The 15,776-nt window shown below is 65.8% G+C and carries 10 protein-coding genes and 1 pseudogene; 4 read left to right on the forward strand and 7 right to left on the reverse strand.

Features of this window, described 5'->3' with window-relative positions:
- Positions 1-88 precede the first annotated feature (88 nt).
- Positions 89-640, forward strand: coding sequence for an EF-hand domain-containing protein (locus tag C6571_RS16005; protein WP_106447572.1), 552 nt, complete (start codon positions 89-91; stop codon positions 638-640).
- A gap of 88 nt (positions 641-728) precedes the next feature.
- On the opposite strand, the gene C6571_RS16010 is transcribed toward C6571_RS16005, so the two are convergent.
- Positions 729-887, reverse strand: a complete 159-nt coding sequence (locus C6571_RS16010) for a DUF3309 family protein (protein WP_106447573.1) — start codon at positions 885-887, stop codon at positions 729-731.
- A gap of 231 nt (positions 888-1,118) precedes the next feature.
- On the opposite strand from C6571_RS16010, the gene C6571_RS16015 reads away from it, so the two are divergent.
- Positions 1,119-4,316: a bifunctional diguanylate cyclase/phosphodiesterase gene (locus tag C6571_RS16015; protein ID WP_106447574.1), complete on the forward strand. Its 3,198-nt coding sequence runs from the start codon at positions 1,119-1,121 to the stop codon at positions 4,314-4,316.
- Positions 4,317-4,385: 69 nt separating this feature from the next.
- On the opposite strand, the gene C6571_RS16020 is transcribed toward C6571_RS16015, so the two are convergent.
- From C6571_RS16020 to C6571_RS16045, 6 genes are all read right to left on the reverse strand, one after another.
- On the reverse strand, positions 4,386-6,011 hold the full coding sequence (locus tag C6571_RS16020) for a DHA2 family efflux MFS transporter permease subunit (RefSeq protein ID WP_106447575.1): 1,626 nt from the start codon (positions 6,009-6,011) through the stop codon (positions 4,386-4,388).
- A gap of 180 nt (positions 6,012-6,191) precedes the next feature.
- Entirely contained in the window at positions 6,192-7,454 is a 1,263-nt protein-coding gene (locus C6571_RS16025) for an HlyD/EmrA/EmrK family protein (RefSeq protein ID WP_106447576.1), read from the reverse strand.
- Positions 7,455-7,495: 41 nt separating this feature from the next.
- Positions 7,496-8,962, reverse strand: coding sequence for an efflux transporter outer membrane subunit (locus C6571_RS16030; protein ID WP_106447577.1), 1,467 nt, complete (start codon positions 8,960-8,962; stop codon positions 7,496-7,498).
- A gap of 23 nt (positions 8,963-8,985) precedes the next feature.
- A complete protein-coding gene (locus C6571_RS16035; protein WP_106447578.1) occupies positions 8,986-9,558 on the reverse strand; it encodes a MarR family winged helix-turn-helix transcriptional regulator in 573 nt (190 codons plus the stop codon).
- Between the two features lie 106 nt (positions 9,559-9,664).
- On the reverse strand, positions 9,665-9,940 hold the full coding sequence (locus C6571_RS16040) for a hypothetical protein (protein ID WP_211300660.1): 276 nt from the start codon (positions 9,938-9,940) through the stop codon (positions 9,665-9,667).
- Positions 9,941-10,247: 307 nt separating this feature from the next.
- Entirely contained in the window at positions 10,248-10,700 is a 453-nt protein-coding gene (locus C6571_RS16045) for a CopD family protein (protein ID WP_106447579.1), read from the reverse strand.
- Between the two features lie 157 nt (positions 10,701-10,857).
- Between C6571_RS16045 and smc the strand changes: the two genes are divergently transcribed.
- Together smc and C6571_RS16055 are read left to right on the forward strand one after the other, a co-directional pair.
- A complete protein-coding gene (smc, locus tag C6571_RS16050) occupies positions 10,858-14,382 on the forward strand; it encodes a chromosome segregation protein SMC (protein ID WP_106447580.1) in 3,525 nt (1,174 codons plus the stop codon).
- A gap of 195 nt (positions 14,383-14,577) precedes the next feature.
- Positions 14,578-15,677: pseudogene (locus tag C6571_RS16055) on the forward strand (cell division protein FtsZ).
- Positions 15,678-15,776: the final 99 nt, after the last annotated feature.

A 15,776-nucleotide genomic window follows, 5' to 3' on the forward strand; every position in this document is an offset into this window, starting at 1 on the left:
GGGCACCACGGTGCGCCCAGGCGACTAAGGTCTGAACTGCGGCGGTTTGGCCGCAGCCATTGGCTTTCTGCCATCAGGAGTTCATTGCATGACCCCCCTCATTTCCGGACTGGCATCCCTGGCGTCCTTGCTATTCAACGCCTCGCAGAGCGGCACGGGCAAGGCGGCGGCGGCGCCGCAGCGCAACGGGGAGGCGGCTGATGCCGGGCCGGCGGCTCTGGTGCGCTGGAGTCCCGAGGCACGGGGATTGGCGGGCCAGGGGGCGCTCGGGGCAGAATCGGCCAGCGCGCTTACGCGGCGCGTGGGGCGATCGGCCCAATCGCCGTCGGGCGTGGAGGGGCAGGGCACGGTGTCGCGGCAGGATTTCCAGGCTCTGCTGGTGGGCTTTGGTGCAACCGAGCAGCAAACCCAGCAATTGGCAAGCAGCTTCGACATCGATCAAAACGGCAGCATCTCGCAAGAGGAATTCCAAAAAGGCCTGGCGCGCGCGGCGAGTGACCGCACCGGCGACGCTTTGTCCCAGGTTTTGCTGGGACTCTTGGATGCAAGGGGGAACGGCGATGGCCGGGTCGATCAGAAAGAGCTGTCAGCCCTGACCGGCGCGTTTGCGCGAGCGGAGCGTCCCCCGCGTTCGGCGTAGGGGCAAAAGCGCGGCGTCCCTGATGGGGGCCGCCGCGCTTGGGCCGCCGATCAGCCTCTGTCTGCTTTGCTGACAGCGAATGAACCGGTCAGATCCTGCCCATGAGGAGCAGCACCACCAGGATCAGCACCACCAGACCGATGCCGCCGCTGGGGCCATATCCCCAGGAGCGGCTGTGGCCCCAGGTTGGCAGAGCGCCAACCAGAATCAGGATCAGGACGATTAAGAGAATGAGCGAGATGGACATGGATTTTTCCTTTTGGGGCTGCGTGATGAGTCGCCATATTGGTCCCTGACAGATGTTTGGAACGTAGGTCCAAGGCTCTCGATGTGGTCAGGTTTCCCCGTTTCCAGGCGCAACTGCGCTTCGTGCTTTGCTATCTCGACGAGAGCGGTCATTCCCCGTGAAACAGGCGCGACCAGTCCAGTAGGCAATCGTTCATGAAGCGTGCGCACAAGGGTACGATCAGGGCCTCTCATGTCCACATCCCTGCCTGCTGTCCCTTCGTCGCGTTGGCTCCACGCGGCGTTGGTGGCCCTGCTTGGTTTGCTCGCCAGCGTTGTGCTGTACCGCGAGCAGGACGCGCGGCTCACCGCCATCGAACAGGCGCGCTTTGAGCAACAGGCCACGCAGATCTATCAGGCGCTGCAGCAGCGCCTGGCCAACGACACCGAGGTGGTGTATGGGTTGCGAGGTCTGTTTGTCGCCAATCCCGCGCTGACGCGAGCACAGTTTCAGCGCGTGGCAGAGGAGCTTGCCGCTGGCTCGCGCACGCCCGGTTTGGTCAATCTCTCCTTCACGCGCCGGGTGGCCCAGGCAGATCGCGAGGCGTTTGAGCAGCAGGTTCGGGCGGACCGCTCCCTGTGGGCCGACGGGAATCCAGGCTTTGCCATTCATCCATCGGCGCCGCGCAGCGAGTACTTTGTCGCCGATTTTCTGTGGCCGCTGCAGGGCAATGAAGCCTTGCTGGGCTTTGATATCAGCTCCCAACCCGCCAATCTGGAGGCCATGCACTACGCGCGCGATACCGGCCAGGTCGTCATGTCGGCGCCTTTCACCTTGCTGCAGGAGACGCTTGCACACCCCGGCCCCGGAATCGTCATACGTGTGCCGGTGTTTGACGCCATGCGCGCCGAGGGAGATCCAGCGGCTGGACGGAATTTTCTGGGTGCGGTGGCGATGACGGTGAATGTGCGCGAGCTGATGCAAGCGATCGAGTCGAAATCCGGCAACGAGGATATGGACATCGAACTGCACGACCTGGGCACGCGGGGTGGGAAGTCGGGCGCCGGTGAGGCGGGGATGTTTTTTCACGGTGGCCATGGACGTGCGTTGGACCACCTGCGACCGGCGCAGCGTGAACTGGTGGTGCACAACCGCCTTTGGCGCCTTGATTTTCGTCCCACCGAGCGCTTTTTGAGTCCCCCTGAGACACGCCTTCCCTTGAACAGCGCCCTGGTGGGCGCTGCGCTCGTTTTGTTGTTGGGCACCGTATTCAGCCTGTTGTCGCAGCAGCGACGCATTGCACTGCTGCGGGCCCGCCACTCCGCCGCCGCGCTCATCAGCAGCGAAGGGCGTTTTCTGGCGCTGTTCAACCAGGCTGCTGTGGGTGTCGCTCTGGTCGATGCCGAAACAGAGCAGTTGACTGAAATCAACCAGCGCTTTTGCGCCATTGTGGGCAGTGACAGAACTGCGTTGCGCGGCCGTGCGCTCAGCGAGTTGTTTCAGCCGGGCGCGGATGCCGAGCGCGCGCAGGCGCAAATGCAGGAATTGCGCCGCATGCAAGGCGGAGAGTTTTCCATGGAGCTGCCGCTTGCGGCGCCCCGCGACGCTGCTGCCGGCACCGCCGCACCGCAACCACGCTGGGTGGCCCGCACGATCTCCGCGATGCGGCCCGAGCACGGCGAAGGCGCTGCCACCCACGCCATCGTGGTGCTGCACGACATAACCGCCCGCCATGCCATGGAAGAGGCCCTGCGCCGCAATGAATCGCGTTTGCGTGCCTTGCTGCAGCAATTGCCAGTGGGTGTGTTGCTGCTCGAGCGCGACGGGGCTGTCACGCTTTGCAACCAGCGGTTCACCGAACTGACCGGATACAGCGAGAGCGATCTGCCGGACGGGCAGACGTGGTGGCAAAAGGCCTATCCGGATGCCGAGTACCGGGCGCGGCTTCAAGAAGACTGGCACCTTGCCACGCGCAAGGCGTACCACGAAGGCGCGGCTATCCCCAGCGGGGAATTCACCGTGGTCGGCGCCGATCAGCAATCGCGCACCATGGAAATTGCCGGTGTCTGGGTAGGCACGCAGCTGCTTGTGACCTTTGTCGATCTGTCGCAGCGCAAAGCCGCAGAGCAAGAGATTCGGACCCTGGCCTATTACGACCTCCTGACCGCGCTGCCCAATCGCCGCTTGCTGGTCAACCGCCTGGAGCAAAGCCTCAAACACTGCAAGCCGCCCTCGCACTGCGCGCTGCTGATGCTTGATCTGGACAACTTCAAGGCGCTCAACGACACACGCGGACACGAGCGCGGTGACCAACTGCTCAAGCTGGTGGCCGAGCGATTGCTTGCCTGTGTGCGGTCTGACGACACCGTGGCCCGCCCAGGCGGTGACGAATTTGCCGTGCTGCTCGAAAACGTCGGTGACAGCATGGAGGCAGCCCGCAGGCATTGCGATGAGATCGGTCAAAAAATTCTGGCGTCGCTGCGCGAACCTTATGTAATGGACGGCGAGTCGCACCACAGCACGCTGAGCATGGGTGTGACCGTATTCAGCGCCAATGAAGACAGTGTGGACGCACTGCTGCAGCGCGTGGATCTGGCCATGTACCAGGCCAAGGCTGCCGGCCGCGACACCTTGTGTTTCTACGATCCCAGCATGCACGCCCAGGCCAGCGAACGCGCTGCGCTGGAGGTGGATATGCGTGCCGGTCTGGCGCTCGACCAGTTCGAGCTTTACTACCAGCCCCAGGTGGACCATGGGCGCATCATTGCTGCCGAAGCGCTGCTGCGTTGGCACCATCCGCAGCGCGGTTTTGTATCGCCCGCAAGCTTTATTCCCATGGCCGAAGAAACCGGCCTGATTCTTCCGCTGGGGCAGTGGGTGCTCGAAGCCGCCTGCAGGCAGCTGGCGCAATGGGCCGACGATCCCCAACTGGCCGAACTCAGCCTGGCCGTCAACGTCAGCCCACGCCAGTTTCGCCAGATGGGATTTGTGCAGCAGGTGCTTGCTACGCTGGCCAGCACCGGGGCGGCGGCGCGCCGACTGAAACTGGAGCTGACCGAAGGCCTGCTGCTGCACGATGTGGACGATTGCGTGGCCCGCATGAGCGAGTTGAAATCGTATGGCGTGGGCTTCTCACTCGATGATTTCGGCACGGGTTATTCCAGCCTGTCCTACCTGAAGCGTTTGCCGCTGGACCAGCTCAAGATTGATCAGAGTTTCGTGCGCGACGTTTTGACCGATCCCAACGATGCTTCCATCGTTCGCACCATTCTTGCGCTGGGCAGCAGCCTGGGCCTGCAGGTGGTGGCCGAAGGGGTGGAAACCCAGGAGCAGCAGGCCTTTCTGGAGCGCCACCATTGCCATGCGTGGCAAGGCTACCTGCTGAGCCGTCCTGTTCCTGCCCAGGAATTTGCGGCACTGGTGCGGGCGCATGGGGCTGCGAAGAGGTAGAGACGACAGCTGACCTGATTCGGTTCTGCCGAATGGGAATGCCGGAATCTGTCCCCAGGATTTTCCTCGTCAATGCGCGCCTGCCGCAGCGCCCGCGCTGCCCCCACTGCCGGGCCGCCGCGTCAGCCAGATCAGCGCAATCAGCACCAAAAACAGGCCTGCAGAGGCGAGAAACACGTCGTCGGCGGCACGGGTGAAGGCCTGCTGATCAATCAGGCGGTTGATCAGCGCCAGTGCCTGGGTCTGCGTCATGCCAGTGGCAGTGAGCTGCTGCAGGGTCTGGCCAAACACGCCCTGGCCTTGCACCAGGCCTTCGGTCAGGTGGGCGTGGTGCAGGGCTGCGCGGCTGTCCCACAGCGTGGTGGTGATCGATACACCCATGGCGCCTGCCATGATGCGCACGAAATTGCTCAGGCCAGCGGCCGCTGGAATGCGCTCGGGCGGCAAATCGGCCAGCGTGATGGTGGTGAGCGGGATAAAGAAGAACGCCATGGCAGCGCCCTGAATGACGGTAGGCACCAGAATGTGCCAAAAATCCGTGTCCGTTGTGAACTGCGAGCGCATCCACAGCACCAGCGCAAACACCACGAAGGCCCCGGTCGCCATGCGGCGCGGATCCCACTCGCTCACCTTGCGGCCGACCAGCGGCGTAAGAACGATGGCAAAAATGCCCACCGGCGCCAGTGCCATGCCGGCATTGGTGGCTGTGTAACCCATGAACTGCTGCAGCCACAGCGGCAGCAGCACCACGTTGCCGAAAAATAGTGCGTAGGCCACCGACAAGGACAGCACACCAAAAGCAAAGTTGCGTTCGCGAAACAGGGTGAGGTCGACGACCGGGTGGTCGTCGGTCAGCTCCCATACCAGAAACACGGCGAGGGCAATCACCGCGATGGCAGCCAGCGCCAGGATCAACGGAGAAGAAAACCAGTCCAGCTCTTTGCCTTTGTCGAGCATGAGCTGCGCGCAGCCGACCCAGATCACGAGCAAGGAGAGCCCCAGCGTGTCGATGGGAAGTTTTCTTCGTGGTGTTTCTCGGTGCCGGTAAATGCTCCATGTCACTCCCGCAGCGATCAGGCCGACGGGGACGTTGATATAGAAAATCCACGGCCATGAGATGTTGTCGGTGATCCAGCCGCCCAGCAGTGGCCCCACCACCGGCGCCACCAGCGTGGTCACGCCCCAGAGCGCCAGCGCCATTCCGGCCCGAGCGCGCGGGTAGCTCGCCAGCAGCAGGGTTTGCGAGAGCGGAATCATCGGCCCGGCCACCAGGCCCTGAAGCACGCGAAACACCACGAGCATCTCCAGCGACGATGCAAAGCCGCACAGCCACGAGGTCAGCACGAACAGCAAAATGCTCAGTGTGAACAGGCGCACGGCGCCAAAGCGCTGCGTCAGCCAACCGGTGAGCGGCACCGAAATGGCGTTGGCGACGCCAAAGCTCGTGATTACCCAGGTGCCCTGCGCCGGGCTGACGCCCAGGTCGCCGGCAATGGCGGGGATGGAGACGTTGGCAATCGACGAATCGAGCACGTTCATGAACGTGGCAAGCGAGAGCGCCAGTGTGCCCAGCAGCAGCGTCACGCCGTGCAAGGGCGGATGCGCCGCAGCTTGCATCGCCGGCGGTGCAGGCGCTGCGGGGGGTGCAGGCGGCATCAGCGGTGCCGCCTCGGCAGGGGCTTGTGCAGCGGTCATGGATTATTAGGGCCTGTTAACACTATGCAAGGAGATCGCGTTGTCTCGCAAAGGGAAGGCCATCAGAGCCCGCCCCTGGGCGTTGCGCTCCTTGAGCGTGCGGACGCACGCACTGCGTCGCGCGCCTTGATGGGCAGGTTCTGATGACCTTCGCGACCCCTTGCATAGTGTTAACAGGCCCTAGTGCAGCGCTGGGCGCGGCGCGGCCGCCAGCACGGCCGCTGCCTTGGCATGTGCGCTCGCCTTGCGGCCCAGGTTGGCCGCGATGGTGCGCTGTACGGCCTCATCGGCCGCCTGCATCTGGGCGTCAAACACGCTGGTGGTGGCCACGGGAGCGCTGCGCTGCGTGTCGGAAACCATTTTTCCGGATTGATCTGCGGTGTCCACCCGGACGTCCATCGACAGGCCTATGCGCAGGGGGTGCTCGGCGATTTCGCCCGCGTCCAGCGTGATGCGCACCGGCACGCGCTGCACCACCTTGATCCAGTTGCCGGTGGCGTTCTGCGCCGGCAACAGTGCAAAGGCAGCGCCCGTGCCCGCGCCCATCCCCACCACGGTGCCGTGGTATTTCACTTTGCTGCCGTAGACGTCGGCCTCCAGCTCGGCGCTTTGGCCAATGCGCAAGGTTTGCAACTGGCTTTCCTTGAAGTTGGCGTCCACCCACAAATCGTTCAGTGCCACCACCGTCATCAGCGGTGCGCCGGCCGCCACGCGCTGGCCCAATTGCACGCCGCGCTTGGCGATGTGGCCGGAAATGGGGGCCACCAGCTCCATGCGCTGCAAGGCCAGAAAGGCTTCGCGCACGCGGGCGGCAGCACGCAGCACGCCGGGGTGCTCTTCAATGCGGGTGCCATCGGTCTGCGTCTGGCTGGCGGCGAGCTGCTCTTGTGCAGCCAGCAGGGCGGCCTGGGCGGCCGCGACCGTGCTTTTGGCCGTGTTCACCACGGCGTTGGCGTGCTGGAACTCTTCCTTGCCCACGGCGCCGCTCGCCATGAGCGGGGCGCGGCGCTTCACGTCGTCCTGCAGGCGGGTGGCTTCGGCCTGGGCGCGGGCCAGATCGGCCTTGCGCAGGCTGATTTGCGCTTGAAGCGTAGCGTTGTTGGCATACAGGGCGCGTACCTCGCGCACGGTTTGCGCCAGCTGGGCCTGGGCCTGATCAAGCGCCACGCGGGCGTCCGCCGGGTCAAGCCGCACCAGCAATTGGCCGGCCAGCACATGGTCGGTGTCCTCGGCGCCAATGGCCACCACGGTACCGCCCACCTGGGGCGTGATCAACACCACGTTGCCCGCCACGTAAGCGTTGTCGGTCGATTCAAAATGGCGGCCGTTGACCCAGTGCCAGCCGCCCCAGCCGATACCGACCAGTACGACGGCGACAGCAATCATCGTGAGGCCACGTCGCCGGGCCGTCTTGCTTTCAGTGGGAGTGAGAGGTGCGCTCATGGTGTGGGAAGGGCTGTCAATAGGGGTTTCGGGGGGAGCGGTCAGTGGGCTGCCACTTGTAGCGCAGCGGTGTCATCGCTCCAACCACCGCCCAGGGCGGTCATCAAGGCCAGGCGCACATCGAGTGCGCGGGTCTGCAGGGCCACTGCCTGGCGGCGCTGTGCCAGCACCTGGGTTTCGGTACTGAGCACCACCAGGTAGTTGCCCAGGCCCGCGGCGTAGCGCTCTTGCGCAAAACGGTAGGCCTTTTCGGCTCCAGCCTGTGCTTGCGCTTGCAGGGATTGTTGGCGGGCAATCGACGCTGCGGAAGCCAGGCCATCGCCTGCCTGTTTCACGGCATCGAGGACGGCGCCGTTGTACTGCGCTATCACAGCATCCAGTTCGGCCTGCCGGCCGCCAAGCTGCGCGCGCAGGCGCCCGCCGTCAAAAATCGGCAGCCGCAGCGCGGGCGCTATGCCCGCCTGGCGCGAACTGGCCTCGAACAAGCGGTTCAGCCCCAGCGCGTTCAGGCCGACAAAAGCCGCCAGATTGATGTTGGGATAAAACTCGCTGCGGGCTGCGCCGACGCCTTGCGTGGCGGCCTCGATACGCCAGCGCGCCGCGACGATGTCGGGCCGCCGGCCCAGCAAATCGGCGCCCAGCATTGCGGGTAGGGCGGGCAGCGCCAGAGCGGTCAGACGCGGTGCCAGCGTGCTGAGTGCGTCTGGCGCCTGTCCGGCCAGCACCGCAATCTGGCGCCGCGCCAGGGTGGCCTGTTCACGCAAGGCTTCCATTTGTGCCTGGGCGTCGGGTACGGCGGCCTGGGTTTGCGTCAGCTCCACCTGGCTGTCGAGGCCCGCGCCCACGCGCTCGCGCGTCAGTCGCTCGATGGCCTGGCGCTGCGCAAGCGCCTGCTCGGCGACTTCCTCATCGGCCAGTACACGGGCCAGTGCCACGTAGGCCCTTGCCAGTTGCGCCGCCAGGGTGTTGGCTGCCGCTGCTGCATCGGCCTGCGCCGCGCGCGCCTGGCCCAGCGATGCCTCCAGCTCGGCACGGTGCAGGCCAAAGAAGTCGGGGCTCCAGCTCAGCGAAGCCTGCAGATTCGCGCTGTCATAGACGTTGCCTGCCACGGGCGGTGGCACCAAACCGTTGGCCGTGTAGCGCTGGCGCGTGGCATCCAGCGTCCATTGGGCTTGCGGGCCGTTGGCGGCGTGGCGGGCCTCCGCCAGTGCTGCGGCCTGGGATGCGCGCGCACGCGCTACGGCCAAGCTGGGTTGCTGCGCCAGGGCTTGGTCAATCAGGCTGTCGAGCCTGGCATCGCCCAGCGCCGTCCACCAGCGGACCTGCGGCAGGTGGGCGGTGTCGTCTCCGGATGGCGAGAGGCCCAAAGCCTGCGGCTGGGTGCGCGCCAGGGCCGCATGGGGCGGGCCGGGGTTGGCGCAAGCGCTCAGCAGGCCGACCGCAGCAAGTGCAAGCACACGCACGGCGGGAGAAATGCCGCGCTGGTGCGGCCGCAGAGTGTCAGGCATGGCGTAGGAAGGAGAGAAGAACGTCAGCTGGGAATGCTGGGATGGCGCAGCGCGTCGCCATTGGCCAGCATGCGGCGCAACAGCGCCAGCAAGTGCTGCCATTCGTCGGTGGAAAAACCGTCCAGATGGGCGTTGAGGGTGTCGGCCAGCACCGGAGTGAGTTCTTGCGCCATGGCCGCGCCGAGCGGCGTGGCGCGCACATGGACCACGCGGCGGTCGCTGGTTGAGCGCTCGCGCACGACCAGTTCCTTGGCCTCCAGACGATCGAGCAAGCGCGTCACCGTGGCTGGGTCGGCTTCCAGATCGCGCGCCAGGGCGGCGAGTGTGGTGTCCTTGCAGTGCGATATTTTGTAGAGGGGCAGGCATTGCGCAAAGGTCAGCCCACGGCCCTGCAATTGCGCGTCGGCAGCGCAGCGAATCGACGACAGCACGCTGCGCAGCAGATAACCCACGCTGTCTTCCGGTGCCAGATTGGCCGGAGTGTAGAAAGGGGGCTGCGCTGTGGCTCGGGTCGGCTCCGCACCAACGTCTGTGCCATTCGAGGACGGCGCTGTGGCCTGCGCAGCGTTGCCAAGGGAGGGCTCAGGGAAATCCATGCCCAAGAATTTACTTGACTAGACAATCATTGTTCAAGCAATTGTTGAAAACCCTTTTGTAATCCGGGTTTTGCATCAGACCGACTTGGGCGCGGTGGTGCTGGGCTTACGTCGTTTGCACAGGGCGACGTTCGTTGACGCCGTCAGCATGCCGGGCAAAACCACTGTCAACGGATTCCGGTGCCGCGCGCGCGAGTGCCTCCCGGCCCTCCGGCGTGATCGCCAGCACGCGCCCCAGCCGGCTTTGTGAGCCTGGCATGGGTAGCATCGCGGCGATATAGCCCGTCGCACGCAAAACGCGCAAACGATCAATGTCCTTTTCGTCGCCCAGCGTGCAGGGCAGAGGCGTGTGTGCGAGTTCTCGCAACAGTTCCATAGGCATGAGCAAGCTCCGTTTCGTTCGGCGTATTCTTGCCCCGCAATGATGACGGTTCAATGAAAAATACGTTTTGACACCATCGCCTGGAGGACAAACAAAAACGCAAGGCGGCACGCGCTCCTCTTCGGTCCGGAAGGCCGCAGCGGCGCGCAATCCACCGCCAAAACCAAGCTGCATCGAGCGCCGAGACACTCCAAAAGACACGGAATGACAAAGCCCACCCGTCATGGAAAACGCGGTCAGTAGCTATTGAAAATATAGCTATTAACTCTTACTGGATAAGCGCTAGAGTCAGATTTTCATCAAAATCTCAGCGCCCGAGCACTGCCATCGCCACCACCAGCACGCCGAGCGCCAGGTTGGCGGCCACGCCTTTGCGAACGTTCGCCAGTGCCGCGGCGCCTGCGGACCAGTCGGCAGCGGCCACGGCACGCGCCAGGCCCGCATACGGCCCCAACCGCACGAAGGCAAAGATGGCGATCATCACCAGGCCGATGGCCGCCATGGCATGCCAGTTCCAGGGCATGGTTGCACCCGCGCGCGCCGCCAGGACCATGATGCCCAGGCCGCTCGACAGCGTCAGCAGCGCGGCAGCCAGCACCCAGTTCAAGAAGCGCGTCAGCACGGCGTGCATCAAGCGCAGCCGCTCCGGCGGTGGCAGCAAGGGCAAGGCCGGGCGCAGGCAGAAATGCGCGAACGCCATGCCGCCCACCCAGACGACAATGCTGATCAGGTGGACGAAGAGAAGCAGGGCGGCGAGCATGGCAGTGGCGGCTCTTTGGCCGGGGCAAGGAGGTGGTCCATTGTGCCTTTGCACAGCGGTGTGTCGGGTAACATGCGCGGCTTGGGCCAACCGTGGCAGGGCCGGGGCCAATGCCTCGCCGCCAAGGGGTGCAGGCCCGTGGTTCTCCTGGTGCATCGTGCGACTCAATTCGATCAAACTCTCCGGCTTCAAGTCGTTTGCCGAACCGACCAACTTCCTGCTGCCAGGCCAACTGGTGGGTGTGGTGGGGCCCAATGGTTGCGGCAAATCCAACATCATGGATGCCGTGCGCTGGGTGCTGGGCGAATCGAAAGCCAGCGAGTTGCGCGGCGAGTCCATGCAGGACGTGATCTTCAGCGGCACCACCACCCGCAAGCAGGCCAGCCGCGCCAGCGTCGAGCTGGTGTTCGAGAACAACGACCACCGCGCCGGCGGCCAGTGGAACCAGTACGCCGAGATCGCCGTCAAGCGCGTGCTGACGCGCGATGGCACCAGCAGCTACTACATCAACAACCAGCCGGTGCGCCGCCGCGACGTGCAGGATGTGTTCCTCGGCACCGGCCTGGGGCCGCGCGCCTACGCCATCATTGGCCAGGGCACGATCAGCCGCATCATTGAAAGCCGCCCCGAAGAGCTGCGCCTGTTCCTCGAAGAAGCCGCAGGCGTCTCCAAATACAAGGAGCGCCGGCGCGAGACCGAAAACCGATTGCACGACACGCGCGAGAACCTCACCCGCGTCGAAGACATCCTGCGCGAGCTCGGCGGCAACCTTGAGCGCCTGGAAAAACAGGCCGAGGTCGCCCAGCGCTACCAGGCCCTGAGCGCCCAGGCCCAGTTGCGCCAGCAGCAGCAGTGGTTTTTGAAGCGCGCCGACGCCGAGGCCGAGCAGGAGCGGGTGCGGCTTGACGGCCTGCAGGCCTTGAACGACCTTGAATCGCGCACCGCCGACCTGCGCCATGTCGAGTCTGAGCTGGAAACCATCCGCCAGGCCCACTACGCTGCCGGGGACCAGGTCAACCAGGCCCAGGGCAAGCTCTACGAAGCCACGGCCGAAGTAGGCCGGCTCGAAGCCGAAATCCGCTACGTCATCGAAGGCCGCCAGCGCGTGGAGCAGCGCCTGGTGCAGCTCGCCGCCCAGGCCGAAGAATGGACCGGGCGCAGCAGCGAGGCCCAGGCCGAGCTGGAAAACCAGACCGGCGCCGGCGTGGACGCCGAGGAGCGCGCCGAAATGCTGGCCGCCCAGGTGGAGGAGCAGGCCGCAGTGCTGCCCGATCTGGAAGACGCCCTGCGCGCCAGCCAGCGCAGCGCCGACGAGCAGCGCGCCGCCGTGGTGCAAGTCCAGCAGCAGATCCAGGTGCTGGCGGCCGAGCAGCGCAGCCTGCAGGAACAAAAGCGCCAGCAAGAGCAGCGTTTTGAGCGCCTGCGCACCGACAAAAATGCCCTGGCAGCGCCCGACGAAGCCCGGTTGCAGAACTTGCAGATCCAGCTCGATGAGGCGCGCGAAGTGGCTGAAACCCAGGCCGCGCGCCTGGCCGAACTGCAGGACGCGGTGCCCCTGCTGGACGACGAGCGCCGCACGCGCCAGCAGACGGTGAACGCCGAGAGTGCCCGTCTGGCCGAGCTCTCGGCGCGCATGGAAGCCCTGAAAGCGCTGCAGGAAAAGCTCAAGACTTCATCGAAATTGCAGCCCTGGCTGGAGCGCCAGGGGCTGGAGGGCATGGCCGGCCTGTGGAGCCGCATCCACATCGAAACCGGCTGGGAAAACGCCTTGGAGGCCGCACTGCGCGAGCGCCTTTCCGCCCTCGAAATCGGGCGGCTGGAAACGGTGCGCGGGTTTCTGGGCACGAGCGGCACCGAGGCGCCGCCCGCACGCCTGGCGTTTTTCAGTCTGCCGCCGGCCCCGCCAGCCGTGCCGGCCACCGCGCTGCCGCGCCTGGCCAGCCTGCTGCGCGTCCATGACGTGGGCCTCTCGGCCATTCTGGACGAATGGCTGCAGGGTTGCTACACCGCCAGCAGCCTGGACGACGCGCTGGCCCTGCGCGAGCGCCTGGCGCCAGGGGAGACCCTGTACGTGCCGGGTGGCCACGCCGTCACCGCGCACAGCGTGGGCTTTTACGCCCAGGACTCCGAGCAGTCGGGCCTGCTCGCGCGCGCCCAGGAAATCGAGCACCTCGAAAAAGAGCTGCGCGCCCAGGCGCTGATCAGCGACGAAGCGCGCCTGGCCCTGGCCCGCGCCGAGAGCCAGTACCAGGACAGCGCCCAGCGCCTGGCGCAGACGCGGCGCGAAGCGGCCGAATCGCAAAGCCGGGCCCACGAGCTTCAGGTGGAGCACCTGCGCCTGGCACAGCTGGCCGAGCAGGCGCGTGCGCGCAGCGCGCAAATCGATGCCGACCTGGCGGAAGTCGAAGCGCAACTGGCCGATCTGCAGGAGCGCGCCGCCACCGCTGAAGGCCGCTTTGAAGAGCTGGACATGCAGCTGGCCGACACACAGGAGCGCCACGCCCAACTGGGCGAGCGGGTGATCGAGGCCGAACGGCGCCTCGCGGCCTGCCGCGAGCAGCAGCGCACCCTGGAGCGCCAGGCCCAGGAGGCTGCGTTCTCCCAGCGCAGCGCCGCTGCGCGCCGGGCCGAGCTGGAGCGCACGCTGGCGACTGCGACCAGTCAGACGGCGGCCTTGGCCGCCGAGCGCGAGCGCGCCCAGGGTGAGTTGGCGCGCCTCTCCGACGCCGCCGCCCAGGGCGGACTGCAGCAGGTGTTGGCGCAAAAGATGGAACGCGAGCAGGCACTGGCTACCGAGCGCAGCCGCTACGACGACCTGACCGCGCGCCTGCGCGCCAGCGACGAGAGGCGCATGCAGATCGAGCGCGCGCTGGAGCCGCAACGCGCGCGCATCACCGAATTCCAGCTCAAGGAGCAGGCCGCGCGCCTGGGACTGGAGCAGTACAGCACGCTGCTGCAGGAGGCGAACGCCGACATGGCCGTGCTCGAGGCCTCGATTGCCGAGGGCAGCGTGCGCCTGGCCGGCCTGCAGGGCGAGATCGACAGGCTGCAGCAGGGCATCGCGGCGCTGGGCGCCGTGAACCTTGCCGCGCTGGAAGAACTGGCTGCGGCCAGCGAACGCAAGGTGTTCCTCGACGCGCAAACCGCCGACCTGCAGGAGGCCATGAACACCCTGGAAGACGCCATTCGCAAGATCGACGGCGAGACGCGCCAACTGCTCTCGGGCACCTTTGACGCCGTGAACCAGCACTTTGGCCGCATGTTCCCCGAACTGTTCGGCGGCGGCCATGCGCGCCTGATCGTCACCGGCGACGAAATTCTGGATTCGGGCGTTCAGGTCATGGCGCAGCCGCCGGGCAAGAAAAACCAGACCATTCATCTGCTCTCGGGCGGCGAGAAGGCGTTGACCGCCATTGCGCTGGTGTTTGCCATCTTCCAGCTCAACCCGGCGCCGTTCTGCCTGCTGGACGAAGTCGATGCGCCGCTCGACGATGCCAACACCGAGCGCTACGCCCGCCTGGTGACCAGCATGAGCACGGACACGCAATTTCTTTTCATCAGCCACAACAAGATCGCCATGGAAATGGCCCAGCAGCTCATTGGTGTCACCATGCAGGAGCAGGGCGTTTCGCGCATCGTGGCGGTCGACATGGAGTCGGCTTTGTCGATGGCTAGCACATGACGCCCCCTGCGTCGCTTCGCGCCTTCCCCCTGAGAGGGACGCCTCCAGTGGCCTGGCGGAGCCAGTTCCACGGTGGCGCTGGCCAAGAGCAACGGCGCCCGCCGCAGTCGCTGTCGCGGATGTCTCACAATCGCAGCGGACAGAATTGAGCTTTACGCCTGGCGACCCATTTTTCGCAAGCCGAGAACGTTTTTTATGAGCACCCTGCAAATCAGTTTGGCCGTCATCGGCGCGGTGTTGCTGGCCCTCATCGTGGCCTACAACGCCTGGACCAACCACAAGAACGCACCGCGCCGGGCCGAGCGCAGCGACGCGCCGCGCCAGGAGCCGGCGTTTGATGGCGTCGCCCCGCTGCCCGACCTGGCGGATGCGCAAGGGCATCCGCCCCCGAGGAGCGCGATGGCGATTTCGCCGCTACCGTGCCGGACGAATCGGCTCTGACGTTCCCGCCGTCCAGCCACAGCGCCGATCGCCGCCATGCGCTGGACGCGCTGATCGACGCCATTGCACCGCTCTCGCTCGATCACCCGGTCTCGGGCGAAGCCGCGCTGGCCGCACTGCCTCCCACGCGCCGCGCTGGCAGCAAGCCCTTTGCCATCGAAGGCCAGAACGAAGCGAGCGGCCAATGGGAGATGCCCGCGCCTGGCCAGCGCTACCGGGCCTTCCAGGCGGGCGTGCAACTGGCCAACCGCACCGGCGCGCTGAACGAAATCGAGTTCTCGGAATTTGTCGCCAAGACCCAGACCTTTGCCGATGCCGTGGGCGCCGCGCCCGACTTTCCCGACATGCTGCACGAGGTGGCCCGCGCACGCGAACTGGATCAGTTCGCCAGCGACCACGACGCCCAGCTCGCCTTTGTGCTGCGCGCGCGCCAAGCCGCCTGGAGCCCCGGCTATGTGCACCAGAACGCGGCGCGTGTTGGCTTCGTGGCGGGCACGCTGGCAGGGCGCATGGTGTTGCCCGCCACTGGAGAAGGGGGCGGGGCGGTGCTCAGCCTGTCATTCGACACCCAGGCGGCCTTGTCGGACAACCCGGAGCAGTCGGCCATGCGCGAACTGCTGCTGAGCCTGGACGTGGCTCAGGTGCACCGCAGCGAGCAGCCGTTTGCGCGCCTGCGTGAGGTGGCGGCGCAGTTGTGCGAAAGCATGGACGCGCTGCTGTGCGACCAGAATGGCTCGCCGCTTCCCGCCATGGCCATGGATCCGATTGCCGGTGACCTGGAGCTACTCTACGACAAGCTCGACGGACGCGACCTCTCGGCCGGCTCGCCGCAGGCGCGGCGGGTATTTAGCTAGCGCTCTCCCCCCCTGTGTCGCTTCGCTCCTCCATGCAGCCGCCCGAGGCGACAGCCTTTCGGGGATGTCCACAAGCCTGCGCAGGCAGGCTTGGAGCCG

It is taken from the genome of Simplicispira suum (genome assembly GCF_003008595.1).
In the GTDB taxonomy this organism is placed as follows: Bacteria; Pseudomonadota; Gammaproteobacteria; order Burkholderiales; family Burkholderiaceae_C; genus Simplicispira; species Simplicispira suum.

Bases quoted from the DNA above. Each gene is read 5' to 3' on its own strand.
- C6571_RS16005 (WP_106447572.1), top strand. From the start codon at position 89: ATGACCCCCCTCATTTCCGGACTGGCATCCCTGGCGTCCTTGCTATTC.
- C6571_RS16010 (WP_106447573.1), bottom strand. From the start codon at position 887: ATGTCCATCTCGCTCATTCTCTTAATCGTCCTGATCCTGATTCTGGTT.
- C6571_RS16015 (WP_106447574.1), top strand. From the start codon at position 1,119: ATGTCCACATCCCTGCCTGCTGTCCCTTCGTCGCGTTGGCTCCACGCG.
- C6571_RS16020 (WP_106447575.1), bottom strand. From the start codon at position 6,011: ATGACCGCTGCACAAGCCCCTGCCGAGGCGGCACCGCTGATGCCGCCT.
- C6571_RS16025 (WP_106447576.1), bottom strand. From the start codon at position 7,454: ATGAGCGCACCTCTCACTCCCACTGAAAGCAAGACGGCCCGGCGACGT.
- C6571_RS16030 (WP_106447577.1), bottom strand. From the start codon at position 8,962: ATGCCTGACACTCTGCGGCCGCACCAGCGCGGCATTTCTCCCGCCGTG.
- C6571_RS16035 (WP_106447578.1), bottom strand. From the start codon at position 9,558: ATGGATTTCCCTGAGCCCTCCCTTGGCAACGCTGCGCAGGCCACAGCG.
- C6571_RS16040 (WP_211300660.1), bottom strand. From the start codon at position 9,940: ATGCCTATGGAACTGTTGCGAGAACTCGCACACACGCCTCTGCCCTGC.
- C6571_RS16045 (WP_106447579.1), bottom strand. From the start codon at position 10,700: ATGCTCGCCGCCCTGCTTCTCTTCGTCCACCTGATCAGCATTGTCGTC.